Origin of the sequence: Enterobacter sp. ZOR0014 (genome assembly GCF_000798855.1) — a bacterium.
In the GTDB taxonomy this organism is placed as follows: domain Bacteria; phylum Pseudomonadota; class Gammaproteobacteria; order Enterobacterales; family Enterobacteriaceae; genus Enterobacter; species Enterobacter kobei.
On record NZ_JTLF01000307.1, the window covers coordinates 45,220 to 60,322 of the forward strand.

Annotated in this window: 16 protein-coding genes; 3 read left to right on the forward strand and 13 right to left on the reverse strand. The window is 54.1% G+C overall.

Annotated elements, in window-relative coordinates; all coding sequences use genetic code 11:
• Positions 1-21 precede the first annotated feature (21 nt).
• The 3 genes from L977_RS16610 (at position 22) to L977_RS23960 (ending at position 2,712) form a co-directional block, all read left to right on the forward strand.
• A complete protein-coding gene (locus tag L977_RS16610; protein ID WP_047626260.1) occupies positions 22-915 on the forward strand; it encodes an NAD(P)/FAD-dependent oxidoreductase in 894 nt (297 codons plus the stop codon).
• Between the two features lie 53 nt (positions 916-968).
• Positions 969-1,349, forward strand: coding sequence for an antibiotic biosynthesis monooxygenase family protein (locus L977_RS16615; RefSeq protein WP_047626262.1), 381 nt, complete (start codon positions 969-971; stop codon positions 1,347-1,349).
• Positions 1,350-1,554: 205 nt separating this feature from the next.
• On the forward strand, positions 1,555-2,712 hold the full coding sequence (locus L977_RS23960) for a hypothetical protein (RefSeq protein WP_072034152.1): 1,158 nt from the start codon (positions 1,555-1,557) through the stop codon (positions 2,710-2,712).
• Positions 2,713-3,051: 339 nt separating this feature from the next.
• Here L977_RS23960 and L977_RS23965 read toward each other — a convergent pair whose 3' ends face one another.
• From L977_RS23965 to paaE, 13 genes are all read right to left on the reverse strand, one after another.
• Positions 3,052-3,423 (reverse strand): nuclear transport factor 2 family protein, encoded by a 372-nt coding sequence (locus L977_RS23965; RefSeq protein WP_331423649.1) that lies wholly within the window; start codon positions 3,421-3,423, stop codon positions 3,052-3,054.
• An 82-nt stretch (positions 3,424-3,505) separates the two neighbouring features.
• Positions 3,506-4,132, reverse strand: a complete 627-nt coding sequence (locus L977_RS16620; protein WP_231563609.1) for a hypothetical protein — start codon at positions 4,130-4,132, stop codon at positions 3,506-3,508.
• 254 nt (positions 4,133-4,386) lie between these two features.
• Positions 4,387-5,061: a hypothetical protein gene (locus L977_RS16625; RefSeq protein WP_047626264.1), complete on the reverse strand. Its 675-nt coding sequence runs from the start codon at positions 5,059-5,061 to the stop codon at positions 4,387-4,389.
• Positions 5,062-5,519: 458 nt separating this feature from the next.
• Positions 5,520-6,308, reverse strand: a complete 789-nt coding sequence (locus L977_RS16630) for a phosphotransferase family protein (RefSeq protein ID WP_047626265.1) — start codon at positions 6,306-6,308, stop codon at positions 5,520-5,522.
• A gap of 149 nt (positions 6,309-6,457) precedes the next feature.
• Positions 6,458-7,054, reverse strand: coding sequence for a phenylacetic acid degradation protein PaaY (gene paaY, locus L977_RS16635; RefSeq protein WP_045135016.1), 597 nt, complete (start codon positions 7,052-7,054; stop codon positions 6,458-6,460).
• Between the two features lie 9 nt (positions 7,055-7,063).
• On the reverse strand, positions 7,064-7,999 hold the full coding sequence (paaX, locus tag L977_RS16640; RefSeq protein ID WP_014883708.1) for a phenylacetic acid degradation operon negative regulatory protein PaaX: 936 nt from the start codon (positions 7,997-7,999) through the stop codon (positions 7,064-7,066).
• Between the two features lie 89 nt (positions 8,000-8,088).
• Positions 8,089-9,405 (reverse strand): phenylacetate--CoA ligase PaaK, encoded by a 1,317-nt coding sequence (gene paaK, locus L977_RS16645; protein WP_047626314.1) that lies wholly within the window; start codon positions 9,403-9,405, stop codon positions 8,089-8,091.
• Positions 9,406-9,431: 26 nt separating this feature from the next.
• Complete coding sequence (pcaF, locus tag L977_RS16650; RefSeq protein WP_047626266.1) at positions 9,432-10,637, reverse strand: 3-oxoadipyl-CoA thiolase; 1,206 nt, start codon at positions 10,635-10,637, stop codon at positions 9,432-9,434.
• The gene (gene paaI, locus L977_RS16655; protein WP_014883705.1) at positions 10,637-11,059 is read right to left on the reverse strand and encodes a hydroxyphenylacetyl-CoA thioesterase PaaI; all 423 of its coding nucleotides are present in this window, start codon (positions 11,057-11,059) and stop codon (positions 10,637-10,639) included. Before paaI ends, pcaF begins: the two co-directional genes overlap by 1 nt.
• Positions 11,049-12,473, reverse strand: a complete 1,425-nt coding sequence (gene paaH, locus L977_RS16660) for a 3-hydroxyacyl-CoA dehydrogenase PaaH (protein WP_047626267.1) — start codon at positions 12,471-12,473, stop codon at positions 11,049-11,051. The genes paaI and paaH overlap by 11 nt, the downstream gene beginning before the upstream one ends.
• A gap of 1 nt (position 12,474) precedes the next feature.
• Complete coding sequence (gene paaG / locus L977_RS16665) at positions 12,475-13,263, reverse strand: 2-(1,2-epoxy-1,2-dihydrophenyl)acetyl-CoA isomerase PaaG (protein ID WP_047626268.1); 789 nt, start codon at positions 13,261-13,263, stop codon at positions 12,475-12,477.
• The gene (paaF, locus tag L977_RS16670) at positions 13,263-14,030 is read right to left on the reverse strand and encodes a 2,3-dehydroadipyl-CoA hydratase PaaF (RefSeq protein ID WP_047626269.1); all 768 of its coding nucleotides are present in this window, start codon (positions 14,028-14,030) and stop codon (positions 13,263-13,265) included. Before paaF ends, paaG begins: the two co-directional genes overlap by 1 nt.
• Positions 14,027-15,097 (reverse strand): 1,2-phenylacetyl-CoA epoxidase subunit PaaE, encoded by a 1,071-nt coding sequence (paaE, locus tag L977_RS16675; RefSeq protein WP_047626270.1) that lies wholly within the window; start codon positions 15,095-15,097, stop codon positions 14,027-14,029. The genes paaF and paaE overlap by 4 nt, the downstream gene beginning before the upstream one ends.
• Between the last annotated feature and the right edge of the window lie 6 nt (positions 15,098-15,103).

Here is a 15,103-nt window from a genome sequence, read left to right on the forward strand (position 1 = left end):
CTCAACACGGAACTCATCACCATGAATGACGTCATCATCATCGGAGGCAGCTTTGCCGGTCTTGCCGCCGCCCTGCAGCTTGGCCGTGCCCGTCGCAAGGTTACGGTCCTCGACACTGGCCGGCAACGTAATCGCTTTGCTGGCCGTTCACATGGTGTGCTCGGCCACGATCACAAACCGCCACAGGACATCCTGGCCGAGGCGCGGCAGCAACTGGCACGCTACCCAACGATCAAGCTCGTCAACGCGCGGGCCGAAAGTGTATCTGGCACCATCGACGATTTCTGCGTCGTCACGGACGATAACGAAAGCCTGCGGGCGCGCCGCTTAATTCTGAGCTATGGCGTCGCTGACCAGATGCCTGATATTCCCGGCTTTGCCGAAAGCTGGGGTACATCCATCATACCATGCCCCTATTGCGACGGCTTTGAAGTCGCCGACCAGCACTGGGGCCTCATCTGGTCTGGCGTACAGTCGCACAATCAGGTTAGGCTCTTCCACGACTGGACAAACAGATTAACTGTCTTTGGCAACGGTCACGACATCAGTCTCGACATACGGGCCGATCTGGCCATCCGCCAGGTACCTCTCATTGATGGCAGGATCACTGAAATCGAACCTCACGGAAGCCATAGTGCCACCATCAGGATCGAATCCGGCCCCGATGTTTCAGTCGATATTCTGTTCGCGCATCCGCGGACCAGGCCGTCCGCAAGCCTTCATGATGCACTGGGCCTCGCCACGGTCAATACGCCAACCGGCATAGCCCTCAAGACCGACGAGCGCCGCGAAACCAGCATGCCTGGCATCTACGCCACCGGTGACCTTGCCAACCCCGGTATCCCCTCGGTCACTACGGCAGCATGGCAAGGCACGATGGCGGGTATCTTCGCTCAGCAGTCGATGCTCAGTTGAGCGCAGGCAGCATCGTTCATCCAGTTCAATTTACTGTAGACAGGAGTGCCGCCATGGCCGCGATAAAACCATTTAAACCTCTGGACGAGAAATTTCCGTTTGACCGCCAACTAGGCGTCGCGGTCGCACCTCTCGTGCTAATCAACCTCTTCGCGGTCTTGGATCCCGCCGACGAAGCAGGCTTCCTGGACGCTTTCAAGGCAGCTGCCGAGGTCATAACGAAGCAACCAGGCTTCATTTCCATGCAATTACATCGGGCGATCGGCGATAGTCCGACTTACCTGAACTATGTAGTGTGGGAATCCACCGAGGCGGTTCGCGCGGCCTTCACTGATCCCGAGTTCCTCGCGAAACTTCCAGCATATCCTTCATCCGTCGTAGCCAGCCCTCATCTGTTCCAGAAGGTCGCCGTCCCCGGCTTCTGCACAGCCTGACTCCGGAAATATAGCAAAGCGCGCCCCCTAACTGAGCCGTAAGGTCCGCTGTGAGCGATTAACAGACATTGCTAACTGCATTCTGTATGGATCAACTGGGAGCAGATCACCATATCGAAAGTGAGCTATGAGAGAATGCAAACCTGAAGATAGTGACTTATTTAATGAAATTGATTAGATTTAAATTATCGAGGGAGAACTTAAGATGGATGAGTTTATGATTCAAAAAGATGAATTTATGAGAGCTAGTTTACTCTCTTATAAGAACTGTAAGTTATTTCAATCTAGGAATGATGTGTTCGGAATATCTGAATTCATAATTTATTCCGATAGTAGATTCACAGATGAAGTTAAAGGGGAATTGGTTTATTCCTTCCTAAACATGATTCCTATGGACGATGTTGGTGTTAAACCAACCTTAACGGTGAGAGTCTTGTCTGCTTTAGACCCAGCAAAGTTGTCTTTTATGGATAAAAAGCCACATACTGATGACTTTCATGGCGGTTGGTTAAATGATGAAATTGCAGCTTTGGTTAGCTTGAAATTAGGCGTAAGAGCACACGCAGGTTCAAATGTCAGAGAATATGCTCGCCATACACCTGACTATGGTAGACCAAGAGCAGAGCAAAACCCTCCACCACCTTTAATGTCAAAAGGATCATTTGTAGTTCCTTCAGCAAAAAAACATATTGAAATTTCGCAGTTGAAATTATTAAATGATATTTACAAACTTTCAGAAAGGGATTTTAACTCACTAATTAAATCAGCTCGAAACTTCCAAGATAGTCTTTGGATTTGCGAATCCTCACCAAATCTAGCTTGGTTATTAATGGTTTCAGCGTTAGAAGTGGCTGCTGGAAATTGGGACTCTAACAAGGGAGATAAGGTTGATAGATTCAAAGCATCTAAACCAGAGTTGTTTGATAGACTATTGGACCATAATGTTGACGGGCTGATTGAAGATATCGCTACACAATTCGAAGGGACATTTGGAGCGACTAAGAAATTTTGTGACTTTTGCGTCAATTTCCTTCCTGATGCCCCTCCAATAAGACCGGATAGCGGAAAAATAGAATGGGATGAGCAAATTTTATTGAAAATATTTAAATCTATATATGGATTACGCTCTTTAGCTCTTCATGCTGGAAAACCTTTCCCCCAACCTATGTGTTCTCCACCGGACAACTATTTTGGATTAGCTGAGCAAGCAGTATGCCCACCTACCTCCGATTTTACTCCATTGAAATCAACCTTGGGTGCCTCATGGTCTCATAAAGAAGCCCCTGTAAATCTCAATGTATTTTTCCATATGACTCATTCGATTCTAAATAAATGGTGGGAGAGTCTTTACTTAAAGGAATGATTTTCGGTTTTGGTTCAAAACCCTTGAGAAAAGTGGTTCATTTTTAACCCGTTACTGACACAATTTTTGAATGGAGTGAACCATTGGTGAGTGGCCGGCATAACTGTGATCGCTAAAAAGCATTGCCAGTGCTTTGCTTCGCCATCAAATGCTTCCAGCGACCAGAGGGGATGTGAGGGCACTCCAGCTAAAGCTGAACGAGTGCCCTAAAAGACATGGGTATCCCGCAATCAGTGCGCATGTTCATTCGCCAAGAATGTCCGCACCTAGCACGCAGCGGACATTGCTGACTGAGCTGAAGGTCCGCTGTGAGCGATAAGCGGACATTATATCTGGCATCTATACGCTCCCTGCCTCTGGCGTTCCCTGATGGAATACCAATTTCCATTGCCCGTTCGCAGAAAATTCCCAGTATGAAGAACGTAGGGTTGCACGACTGCCATCTGGATTAACAGTTCTGTAGTGCAATATTGCATAATTATTTCCAACGCTGATAAGCCGGTAATCACGACCAAGAATAGCCGGAACATTATCTTCACTTAAAAGCGCTTCAATAGTCTGAGTACGATCAACGACTACACCTGAGCGTGTTATTTCGCTAAATCTTTCGTGGAGTATTTGTTCAAGCCATACCCGATCTTTCCGCCTGCTGCTAAGAAGAGAGCATTCAAGTCTTTTTAGCGTCTCCAGGAGCATAGTGTTTGTCCTCATCACAATCGAACATTAACTCTTAGGGCAATAATTGCTGGAATGCAACGTCCGCGCCGGCCGAAGACTGTGAGGCCCCCCTTCTTCAAATCGGGATGCCTGTTTTAAGATCGAGCTTAAAAGGTTCCCAACCTCCTGGCGGGTCCCACTCTCCCAGGCCCAGCACCGTCTCATTCTCTATCGATGTAATGATCACGCCATCAATGGCGCACTGCCTAGATTTCCAGAGAATGCCCGCAGCAATATCCATCAGAAAAACGTGGCTGTAAGTAGTGACCAGAACCCGATTATGTAGCCTGTCAGAATTGATGTCAGGAACTGAATAAATATGGCCAACGTAATCACCTAGTGGATGGCTTCTGAACGAGTGTGAGGTCACCTCAACAACATGAAAGTGGTCGCCACAAATGATTGCCACCTGGGATTCATTCAGTAGGAAATCACAAAAGGCGCTGGAAATCAGCCAGCCATCCTCATCGGCACGTATATATAACTGTAAAATTACAAAGGGCTCACCGCCCTTACTGATTAACAGTCGTCGATCCTTTTCTCCATTAGCGCCAAAAGGATTGACGTCGATGATCGAAACACCTTCCCTTTCATCACCGGGCTTAGGCTGTTCAAGCCGGATTCGAATCCCCCAGATATGAGATATCTGAAGTGGTCTTTTTTGGCCTATGATACGGTCTTTATTCCACGGTGACGTGTTCATACTCAAATCTCCTGCAATGTGGGAGATTTGAGTATGGTTGTCCTTTATGAGCGAAGAGCGGACCTTATAACTACGAGCATATGGACATACAGGTTATGCCGTCCACTTTAAAGAAGGACGCACTTATGAGAATTAGGATAAGAATACTCAGTGCCGTTTTTATGATTCTACTCGTTGTCGCTTTCTGATTATCGTTACCTTAGTTAGAAATACAGATAATTCCGCCCAGTGATGAATGGTAAAAAAAGGATAATTTATAAAACCTGACCATCTTCCCCTGCTTTTATACACCCTTCGAAGTCTACAAACTTAATAAACAAAATATTTTTCAGCGCTTCATCTCGAAACGTTTCCGGTACATTTTTTGCCGTAACGTAGTGTTCTACGAAATGGACATCATAAGGGATAATTTTAATGGTATCGTTTCTATGTTTTTTACCGCAATTAACCCAAAACAGTTCAGGGAATATTGTTGCAGCCCATAAATCACCTTTTACATTGAAATAATCATTATTGAAATAGTGGTCTATTTTTTTTAGTTGCCTATCATCGTTAAACTTACGAATTTTAAAAGTAATCTTCCTTGTTTCTCTAACCCCTGTCTCTTGAACAAGGGAATCCATCTGTTTGTGAGATTGCACTGTTGGCCTGACTAAAAATGGTAGCAATGTTGCCACCCCAAGATTTGACGTCAAGCCTTTTGAACCTACGGTGATATAGGTTCCTGGAACGTTATAATATAAATCAATATTATTTATTGTATAGGAGGTAAAACCTTTTGGCCTTGAAAATTCAATGAAACCGTAATATTCATTTTTGGAGTATCCTGGTATATCAGAACCATCTAGTTCATACTTTTTTGGTGAAGAACCACAGGACACAATAAACAATGCACAACCCAATATTTTAATATATTTAATAAATTCCATTTCGCACCCTGCTAAATAACATAACAATCTACGTTACTGACACTATAGTAATATCAAACCAAAAGTGATACAAGTAGAATGCAACTTCCAAGAACTACTGGCATAACACACTGTTGAGTAACTTCCGCGCTGCTTTGGACACACAGGTGATTCTGCCCAGTTCTGCTAGTTACGCGAGATCTGGGCTGGTAAGATTGCTTTAATCGTTGAGTAATGGAACTATTAAAAGGCGGGTTTGTGCCAAAAGTTCAAAAAGAGATCATCGAACCAAAGATAGAGGCGCACCACACTGTCGAATGTCTGCAATTGGCACAAAGCGGACAAGATGACTAGGCTGAAGGTTTGTTGTGAGCGAGGAGCGTACAATCCACATCTTATGCCGGTCAACCTGAAGGGAATCCCACTTGTTGCAGGTGATTTCCGAGCACTCGGAATCTGGCCGACCGAAAAATGCATCATCAAAGCATTTTTGAAGTGTTATCTAACCAGGCGGGGAGATTTTCTCTGTACCAGTTGAGATACAATTGAAAATCATTTTTCTGCCGTTCATGAAGCAATACAATTACCTCCGTAACAATCCATGCTTTAGCAATCGCAATTTCTTTAGCTAAATCATTAGGATTATAATTATGTGATAACCAGGTATAGCGCTCAGCAAACTCAATAAACTTTTGTTTAGAGCCCATTCCCTTTATAAGTGGGGCAAGATCAATCGCTGGGCTACCAATGCTGAATCTTTCCCAGTCAAAAAGAACGAAATCGCCGCCATCCCTTTTTCCCCAATTACCCGCATTACTGTCGCCGGAAATTAAACACTGACCACTAAACAGAACATCACTTGCCTGTTGAAAGTACCGTAACTGTTTTGCTGCTCTGTCCGATAATGCCAAAAGTAGGAGCGATTTTTCGAGGGCTGCTTCTGACCAGGTGTGATTGTGATAAATCCATGAAGGGTCAGGTCGGTAGCCATGTAAGCGGGACAAAACTGATAACACTTCATCTCCTCCAACTTCGTCCTGATCAACCTGGTGTGGGATATATTCCAGTCTTAACCGGTGTGTAATTGGATCGGCAAACAACATTCTTGGCGTGGAAATATCAGCTCGAGTGAGATGCTTGGCTGCGTGTTGATAAAAACTAAATTCGACATCACCCACAGGCAATTTTTCGATTACCTTATGACCAGTTTCATCCACCAGAAGCGTCACTTTGGCAGTGCCCATGCAGGATAAATTATCAACAGACATACATCTTGCCTTTAACATTGGTCGGTTGGTTAATTAAGTGGAGTTTGAGTTTAGCGCAACCTACGAGTCAAGCAGCCAGATCACATCTCTAAAGTAATCAAATTACGAGGTGTTGAATGTCCGCTCCTGGCACAAAGCGGACCTCCCCCCTACACCGCCGACTTCGGCCTTAAATTCTCATCAAACGTCAGTCGCTTCCGGTCAGGCTCAACCTCGCGCAGCGGCTCGACCTGGTGCATCGTCAGCTTGCAGCGCTCTACCAGCACCTGATACTCCCGCGTGCCCTGCTGCTTCCAGGCCAGTTCCTGCTCACTCAGCTCGCGGATCGCTTTGGCCGGACTGCCGATAATCAAATGGTTAGCGGGCATCTCCGCTTTCGCCTTCACGAACGCCGCCGCTCCGACGATGCTGTTTTCACCGATGACCGCCCCATCCATTACCACCGCGTTCATGCCCACCAGCGCGTTACGGCGGATCACGCACCCGTGGAGAATGGCACTGTGGCCGATATGCCCGTCCTCCTCCACCACCGTGTCCTGCTCCGGGAAGCCGTGCATGACGCAGTTATCCTGAATGTTGGCGCCATCTTTCACCACAATGCGGCCAAAATCACCGCGCAGGCTGGCGTTAGGGCCGACATAAACGCCTTTACCCAGAATCACGTCCCCAATCAGCACCGCCGTTGGGTGGACGTAGCTCTCGTCAGGCACCACCGGCGTCAGACCGTCAATTTGATAAACAGGCATCTTCACTCCTTATGCGCTTGAAAGACCACCAAAGCGTTGATAGTAGAGCGTGCCGGGCACAGGCAGTTCGCCGACGGAGGTTTCCCCCTTTTCGCTGACAAACGCCAGCGCCCCCGGTGCGACACGCTGATAGATATTGATGCAGAGCTGTCGGGCACTTTGTCCCGCCCAGTGCGCAGGCAGTAACTCCTCCGGCAACAGCGGGTCTTTCAGCACCACACGACGATAAAAGTGAATCAGCAGCAGCTGGATCTGGAAGCACCGTTCCGGCGTAAGCTCCTCCGGCGCGGCCTCTTTTAACAGCGGCAGAAGCGGCCGGAACGAAGTAATAAACGACTCATACATCGCGTTTTGCTCGGTTAGCTGCCAGCACTCTTCTACCCGTGAACGCAGCGCCGCGCGGGAGAGCGCCAGCGGCGAGTGGGCCTCAAAGAAAATGACGTTCTCCGCCACGCCAGCATCGTGAAGCAGAGATTGTACATCCGCCAGATGCTGCGACGGCGAGGCCATCAGGCTCGGCGCCAGCGTGCCAAACCCCTGCCAAATCAGCTGCTTTTTGACGTCGGCAAGGGTGGTTTTGTCCAGCCCTTCGGAGAGCAGTAACAGCCATTTTCCGTCCCAGGCGGGCAGTTCGGCGCGGTAAATCTTATTCTCCGCGCGACGGGTCAGGCGCAGCCCTTTATCGCTCAGGCGGTAAAAGCTGCGACGCCCGATGCGCGAGACGTCCAGCCAGCCCTCTTTGTTGAGGCGAAACAGCGCGGTGCGCACGAAGCGCTCGCCAAACCCCATGCCTTCCAGTAAGGCGGCGAGGCTGCCAAGCCAAATCTCGCCGCCGCGATGTGAAAGCGCGTCACCGTATAATGAGGAGATAAGCGACGTTCCGCTAACGGGAACCGAGCTAACCGCGTGCTGGATAAAGGCATCGAGTTTATTCATGTGATTCATTCTGTTGTTATTTTTGGTCTGGATGAATCATAGCATATTCCCCTCACCCTAACCCTCTCCCAAGGGTAGAGGGCTGGTTTGTGGGAAACTCAACCGTTGGCCGCGACTTTACGCAGATCAAACACCCGACAGGCTTTGCCCTCTGAACGCGGGATGCTGCCGCAGTTGACTATCATCACATCGGTGGAAATTCCCACCATCGATTTAATGCGATGACGCAGCTGGTGGCACACCTGGCAACGCTGCTCGTGGGTCAGCGTTAAGCTGCTCTCTTTCAGCTCCACCTTCACGGAAAGTGAATCAAGATGTCCGCGACGGTTCACCTCCAGCTGATAGTGGGGTGAGAGATGTTCAAACTTCACAATCTCCTCTTCCAGCTGTGACGGGAAGACGTTGACGCCGCGGATGATCAGCATATCGTCGCTGCGACCGCTGATCCGGTCCATGCGGCGCATGGTACGGGCGGTGCCGGGCAGCAGACGGGTCAGGTCGCGGGTGCGGTAGCGGATCACCGGCAGCGCCTCTTTAGTGAGCGTGGTGAACAGCAGTTCGCCTTGCTCCCCGTCGTTCAGCGGCATGCCGTCGTTCGGGTTGACGATCTCCGGATAGAAATGATCTTCCCAGATGGTCGGACCGTCGGCGGTTTCAATGCACTCCATCGCCACGCCCGGCCCCATCACTTCAGAGAGGCCGTAAATGTCCAGCGCCGTAATTCCCAGGCGTTTTTCGATTTCACGGCGCATGGCCTGTGTCCACGGCTCGGCGCCGAATACCCCCACGCGCAGGGAACAGGTGCTGGCATCGCCGCCCATCTGACGTTCCAGCTCCTCAATCAGGTTGAGGCAGTAGGATGGCGTCACCATGATCATGTCCGGCTGGAAATCACGGATCAGCTGCGCCTGTTTCTCCGTCTGGCCGCCGGACATCGGGATCACCGTCGCCCCTAAGCGCTCGGCACCGTAATGTGCGCCCAGCCCGCCGGTAAACAGACCATAGCCATACGCCACGTGAATTTTGTCCTTCGCACTACCGCCCGCGGCGCGCAGGGAGCGGGCCACCAGGTTGGCCCAGTTGTCAATGTCGCCCTGCGTGTAGCCGACAACGGTCGGTTTACCGGTGGTACCGGACGATGCGTGAATGCGCACCACCTGCTCCATCGGCACGGCAAACGTATCAAACGGATAGTTATCCCGCAGATCCTGCTTGGTGGTGCACGGGAATTTGCGGATATCCGCCAGCTCGTTGAAATCGTCAGGGTGAACGCCCGCGGCGTCAAACTTGCGTTTGTACATCGGCACGTTGTTGTAGGCGTGATGCAGCGTCCATTTCAGACGCTCAGTCTGCAGCGCCTGTAACTCGTCAAGGGAGGCTGTTTCAATCGGATCAAGCTTTGTTGTATTTGTCATTGTAGGGTGCTCACAGTGAAATTTGATCAAACACGCTCAAGGATCATGGCAATGCCCTGACCCACACCGATGCACATCGTACAGAGCGCGTAGCGCCCGTTGCGTCGATGCAATTCATTACTCGCGGCCAGCGCCAGTCTGGCCCCGCTCATTCCCAGCGGATGGCCCAGCGCAATCGCGCCGCCGTTCGGGTTAACGTGCGCGACATCATCCGGCAAACCCAGCTGACGCAGGACACCCAGCGCCTGCGCGGCGAAGGCTTCGTTGAGTTCGATGACGTCCATATCGTTGATGCTGAGACCGGCACGCTCCAGCACCCGGCGGGTGGCAGGCACCGGTCCGAGCCCCATTAAACGTGGCTCCACGCCTGCCGTTGCCATCGCCACGATCCGCGTGCGGGGGATTAATCCCTGCGCCAGCGCCATTTTCTCGCTGGCGATGATTAACGCCGCCGCGCCGTCGTTGACGCCGGACGCATTCCCCGCCGTCACCACACCGTGCTTACGGAACGGCGTTTTCAGCCCGGAAAGCTGTTCGAGCGTGGTCTCTGCGCGCGGATGTTCATCCACGCTGAATTCGGTGACCGTCCCTTTTTTACCCGGTACCCGTACCGGCACGATTTCCTGCGCCAGAATGCCGTTCTGTTGCGCCAGAGCGGTTCGTTGCTGGCTGCGCAGCGCGAACGCGTCCTGATCGGCACGGCTAATATTTAACAATTCAGCTACATTCTCTGCCGTTTCAGGCATACTGTCAGTTCCGAATTGCTGATGCATGAGCGGATTCACAAATCGCCAGCCGATGGTGGTATCAAAGATCTCCGCCTGGCGCTGAAACGCGGCGGTGGCTTTCCCCATCACAAACGGTGCGCGGGACATGGACTCGACGCCACCCGCCATCAGCAGGTCGCCATCACCTGCTTTAATAGCGCGAGCAGCGAAGCCTATTGCGTCCAGACCCGAGCCGCACAGGCGGTTAATGGTGGTTCCGGATACCGTCTGCGGCAATCCGGCCAGCAGCGCCGACATTCGCGCCACGTTGCGGTTATCTTCCCCCGCCTGGTTGGCGCACCCGAAAATCACATCATCAATTCGTTCCAGGTCGAGCTGCGGGTAGCGGTCCAGCAGCGCACGCAGCGGTACAGCACCGAGATCGTCCGTTCGCACGGCAGAAAGCGCGCCGCCGTAGCGCCCCACTGGCGTTCGAACGCCATCACAAATAAATGCGTCACGCATCAGGCCTCTCCTGTGACAGTGCCGCCGATGCGGTGTGATTTTCCGCGGAACAGGGCGACGGTTTTCTGTTGCTGGTTCTGAATTTCAATGTCGTACACGCCGGTCAGTTTGCCCTGATGCATCACCCGCGCGGTGGCGGTGAGCTTATCTCCGGCAAAGCCCGGACGCAGAAAATCGATCGAGCAGCCGGAGGCCACCGCCGCCAGCCCCTGGCTGTTGCAGGCGTAGGCAAAGGCGGTGTCTGCCAGCGAAAAAAGTTGGCCGCCGTGACAGGTTTTGTGGCCGTTGAGCATCTGCGGGGTGATGGTCATCGTCACCACCGCGTAGCCCTCGTCCATATCGACAATGTCCATCCCCATCGCCTGCGCGCAGGCGTCCTTTTCGTACATCGTGCGGGCGTTATGCCAGGCGTTATGACTCATAGCTACTCTCCAGAAGCGCCCGCTGGCGCAGCAGTGAACAGGGGCGATAACGTTCTTCGCCGTAATGTCGTTGCAGGTTCTCCAGCAGGGTCAGCAGGCGCTGCCAGCCCAGACGCTCGCCCCACGCGATCGGGCCGCTCGGGTAGTTCACGCCCAGACGCATGGCGGTGTCGATGTCCTTCTCGCTGGCGACCCCCTTTTGCAGGGCATCCAGCGCTTCGTTAGCAATCATTGCCAGCGTGCGCCAGACCAGCAGGCCGGGATAATCGGCAATTTGCACCACCCGGTGACCCTGCTGTTGCAGGTAGCGGATGGCTTTTTGCGTCGCGGTGTGCGGGTTGCTGGCGGCCGCCGCAATCACCGCCACGTCACGCTCAATACGGTCTACCACCACTACCGGGCCGTTGAAGCGCAGCGCCAGTGCCTGAGCGGTTTCCCCCTGCGTTTCAACCAGATACACATCATCAATTTCTGTGACACCGTCACGTCTTTTTTCCACGCGCATCGGGCTGTAGCTGTCATTTACGGTCTCAACCCACTGCACGACGGGTTTCTCCCCCTGCCAGTCGTAAACCCCTTTTCCGCTCTTTTTACCCAGCCTTCCGGCCAGCACCAGCTCCTGCTGCACCAGCGAAGGCAGGAAACGACGCTCCTGCCAGAAGGCGTTAAACACCGAGCAGGTCACCGCAAAGTTGACGTCCTGACCAATCAGGTCGGTCAGCTCCAGCGGCCCCATCGGAAAACCGCCGCCCTCGCGCAGCGCAGCGTCAATCACCTCCGGTGGAGCGACCTGCTCTTCCAGCGCACGCCAGGCTTCGGAATAAAACGGGCGCGCGACGCGGTTGACGATGAACCCAGGCGTTGACTGGCAGCGAACGGGTTGTTTACCCCAGTTCAGCGCCAGTTCACACAGCGCGTCTGCCACTTCCGCAGAGGTCGCCAGCCCGCTGACCACCTCCACCAGCTTCATCACCGGCGCGGGGTTAAAGAAGTGCAGCCCCGCCACGCGCTCCGGATGATTCACGTCTGCCGCAATCGCCGTGACGGAAATGGACGATGTGTTGCTGGTCAGCAGCGTCTGGGGCGGACAGATCTCCGCCAGCTGCGCAAACAACGCCTTTTTCACCTCCAGCCGTTCGGAGGCCGCTTCAATCACCAGCTCGGCCGCGGAAAGCGCGGTGATATCCGTCACCGGAAGCAGCCGGGCCAGGATCTGGGCGCTGGCATCGGCGGAGAGCTTTCCGCGCGTTACCCGGGAGGCCAGACGCTGGCGAATCCCGTCGATGGCGCGTGAAATCGCATCGCCGGCGATGTCGTAAAGCAGAACCTGATGGCCGTGGCTGGCGGCAACTTCGGCAATGCCCGCGCCCATCGTGCCGCTGCCAATCACGGCGACCGTGCGTATGTTCAGCATCTTATTTCCCCGTAAAGTTCGGCGTGCGCTTCGCCAGGAAAGCGCTGACGCCTTCGCGGTAGTCGTCGCTGCGACCGGCCAGACGTTGATAGTCGCGCTCCAGGTCAAGCTGGGCATCCAGGGTGTTGGTTTCCGCGGCGTTAATGGCCTGCTTGATCAGCCCCAGCCCAAAGGTTGGCTGAGACGCAAAGTGCAGCGCCATCTGCTGCGCGGTAGTGGAGAGCTGGTCGTCATCCACCACCTGCCAGATCATTCCCCACGCCTGCGCCTGTTCGGCGCTGAGTTTATCGCCGAGCAGCGCCAGTCCCATGGCGCGGGCACGTCCGGCCATGCGTGGCAGCAGCCAGGTGCCGCCGCAGTCCGGCACTAAGCCGAGCTTGCTGAAGGCCATCACAAAGTTGGCGGAACGGGCGGCAATCACCATGTCGCAGCCGAGCGCCAGCGTGGCGCCCGCGCCGGCCGCTACGCCGTTGACTGCACAAATGACCGGCTTCGGCAGTTTTGCCAGGCGGCGTACCAGGGGGTTATAGAAGGTTTCAACCGACATCCCCAGGTCCGGTGCCGGGCCGTTGGGGTCGACGTTGCGGTCGTTCAAATCCTGCCCGGCGCAAAAACCGCGCCCTGCGCCGGTGATCAGCAGGCAGCGGATGGTGTCATCGCGCTCGGCCTGTTTCAGGCATTCGGCAAGCTGCTGATGCATCACGTCATTAAAGCTGTTCAGACGCTCCGGACGGTTCAGCGTAATGGTCATTACGCCCTGTTCTACTTGACTGAGAATACATTCCACAATTAGCGTCCTTTAAAGTCGGGGGTGCGTTTTTGCAAGAAAGCGTCAATACCTTCCCGGCGGTCTTCGGTGGCAGAGAGCAGCGTAAAAAGCTGACGCTCCTGCATCAGGCCAGCCTGCAGTGGCACCTCCTGAGACTGACGAAGCGCCTGTTTCGCCGCCTGCAGCGCCAGCGGGGAATGGCGCGCCATCACTGCCGCCTGCTTCAGGGCATACTCCAGCGTCAGGGATGCCGGGAAGACATCGCTGACCAGCCCGGCGCTCAACGCCTGCTGCGCAGTAATGCTCTCTCCGGTCAGCACCATTTTGCTGGCAAGGGATTTACCGACGCTGCGGATCAGTCGCTGGGTACCGCCCGCCCCCGGCATAATGCCGAGGGTGATTTCCGGCAGACCAAATCGTGCGTTATCCCCGGCAATCACCACGTCGCACAGCAGCGCAAGTTCACATCCGGCGCCCAGCGCGAAACCGTTGACGGCGGCGATCAGCGGTTTGTTAAACGCGTTAATGCGCGCCCACAGTTGCGGGCGGATATCGTTCAGGGTGGCGGGCAGGTCTTTCTCTGCCATTTCGTTGAGATCGGCCCCGGCGGCAAAGCAGCGTTCGTTGCCGTAGATCACACAGGCCGAGATGTCGGCATCAACCGCAGCGCTTTCCAGCGCGTCGGCTAATTGCGTCAGCAGGGCGTTATTCAGGGCATTACGCGCCGCCGGACGGTTCAGCGTCAGCTGCAGCACGCGGCCATGACGGGTAACAGTCAGTCCGCTCATGCCATCCCCTTTGCGTCAAAGTCGACGATCACGTCGGCGGTGAGCGGCAGTGACTGACAGCTCAGCACATACCCGGCGGCCAGCTCGTCCGGCTCCAGGCTGTAGTTGGTCGCCATGTCCACCTTCCCGCGCAGCACTTTGCATTTACAGGTCGCGCACACGCCGCCTTTGCAGGCATAAGGCAGGTCCGCCCCCTGACGCAGGGCAGCATCGAGGATGCTTTCGTCGTCTGCCGTCAGGGTAATTTCGCGGTCGCGCCCGTCCTGTCGCACGGTCACTTTCTGTCCTTCCGCCTGCACGCTTACCGTGCGTTTCACGGCGGTCCCCGGCGTATTAAAGCGTTCAAGATGAATGGATTTTTCCGGCATCCCCAGCGCCTTCAGCGCGGCTTCGGCCTCGTCCATCATCGACGACGGGCCGCAGATAAACGCGTCGTCGTACTGACGGAAGTTAATCAGGGTTTTCGCCAGCGCCTGCAGCTTTTCCCCGTCGATGCGGCCATACAGCAGATCGCTGTCCAGCCGCTCCTGGCTGAAGATGGAGACCAGCTGCAGCCGCTGCGGATATTTATCTTTCAGGTCCGCCAGCGCCTGGCGGAACATCATGCTCTGGCTGCTGCGGTTGCCGTAAATCAGAGTGAAATGGCTGTTCGGTTCGGTGGCCAGCGTGGCGGAGAGGATAACCAGCATCGGGGTGATGCCGGAGCCTGCGGCTATCGCCAGGTAGTGGCCTTCACGTTCGGCCTGCGGCTGGTAGCCAAATTGCCCCTGTGGAACCATCACCTCCAGGGCCATGCCTGCTTTGATCTCATCCCGGGCATAGCGGGAAAAACGCCCGCCTTCGATGGCTTTGACCGCCACGCTTATCTCACCCGGCGCGGTACTCCGGCAGATCGAGTAACAGCGGCGCAGCTCGTCCCCGCCCAGCTTCGTTTTCAGCGTCAGGTGCTGTCCGGGGCGAAAGCGGTAGGCTTCCTGCAGCGCCTGCGGCACCGCAAACGTGATGGTCACCGCGTCGCGGGTTTCGGGTTCCACTTTTGCCACTGTTAATGAATGAAACGTTGTCATGGCAGC

Bases quoted from the DNA above. Each gene is read 5' to 3' on its own strand.
- L977_RS16610 (WP_047626260.1), top strand. From the start codon at position 22: ATGAATGACGTCATCATCATCGGAGGCAGCTTTGCCGGTCTTGCCGCC.
- L977_RS16615 (WP_047626262.1), top strand. From the start codon at position 969: ATGGCCGCGATAAAACCATTTAAACCTCTGGACGAGAAATTTCCGTTT.
- L977_RS23960 (WP_072034152.1), top strand. From the start codon at position 1,555: ATGGATGAGTTTATGATTCAAAAAGATGAATTTATGAGAGCTAGTTTA.
- L977_RS23965 (WP_331423649.1), bottom strand. From the start codon at position 3,423: ATGAGGACAAACACTATGCTCCTGGAGACGCTAAAAAGACTTGAATGC.
- L977_RS16620 (WP_231563609.1), bottom strand. From the start codon at position 4,132: ATGAACACGTCACCGTGGAATAAAGACCGTATCATAGGCCAAAAAAGA.
- L977_RS16625 (WP_047626264.1), bottom strand. From the start codon at position 5,061: ATGGAATTTATTAAATATATTAAAATATTGGGTTGTGCATTGTTTATT.
- L977_RS16630 (WP_047626265.1), bottom strand. From the start codon at position 6,308: ATGTCTGTTGATAATTTATCCTGCATGGGCACTGCCAAAGTGACGCTT.
- paaY (WP_045135016.1), bottom strand. From the start codon at position 7,054: ATGCCTGTTTATCAAATTGACGGTCTGACGCCGGTGGTGCCTGACGAG.
- paaX (WP_014883708.1), bottom strand. From the start codon at position 7,999: ATGAATCACATGAATAAACTCGATGCCTTTATCCAGCACGCGGTTAGC.
- paaK (WP_047626314.1), bottom strand. From the start codon at position 9,405: ATGACAAATACAACAAAGCTTGATCCGATTGAAACAGCCTCCCTTGAC.
- pcaF (WP_047626266.1), bottom strand. From the start codon at position 10,637: ATGCGTGACGCATTTATTTGTGATGGCGTTCGAACGCCAGTGGGGCGC.
- paaI (WP_014883705.1), bottom strand. From the start codon at position 11,059: ATGAGTCATAACGCCTGGCATAACGCCCGCACGATGTACGAAAAGGAC.
- paaH (WP_047626267.1), bottom strand. From the start codon at position 12,473: ATGCTGAACATACGCACGGTCGCCGTGATTGGCAGCGGCACGATGGGC.
- paaF (WP_047626269.1), bottom strand. From the start codon at position 14,030: ATGAGCGGACTGACTGTTACCCGTCATGGCCGCGTGCTGCAGCTGACG.
- paaE (WP_047626270.1), bottom strand. From the start codon at position 15,097: ATGACAACGTTTCATTCATTAACAGTGGCAAAAGTGGAACCCGAAACC.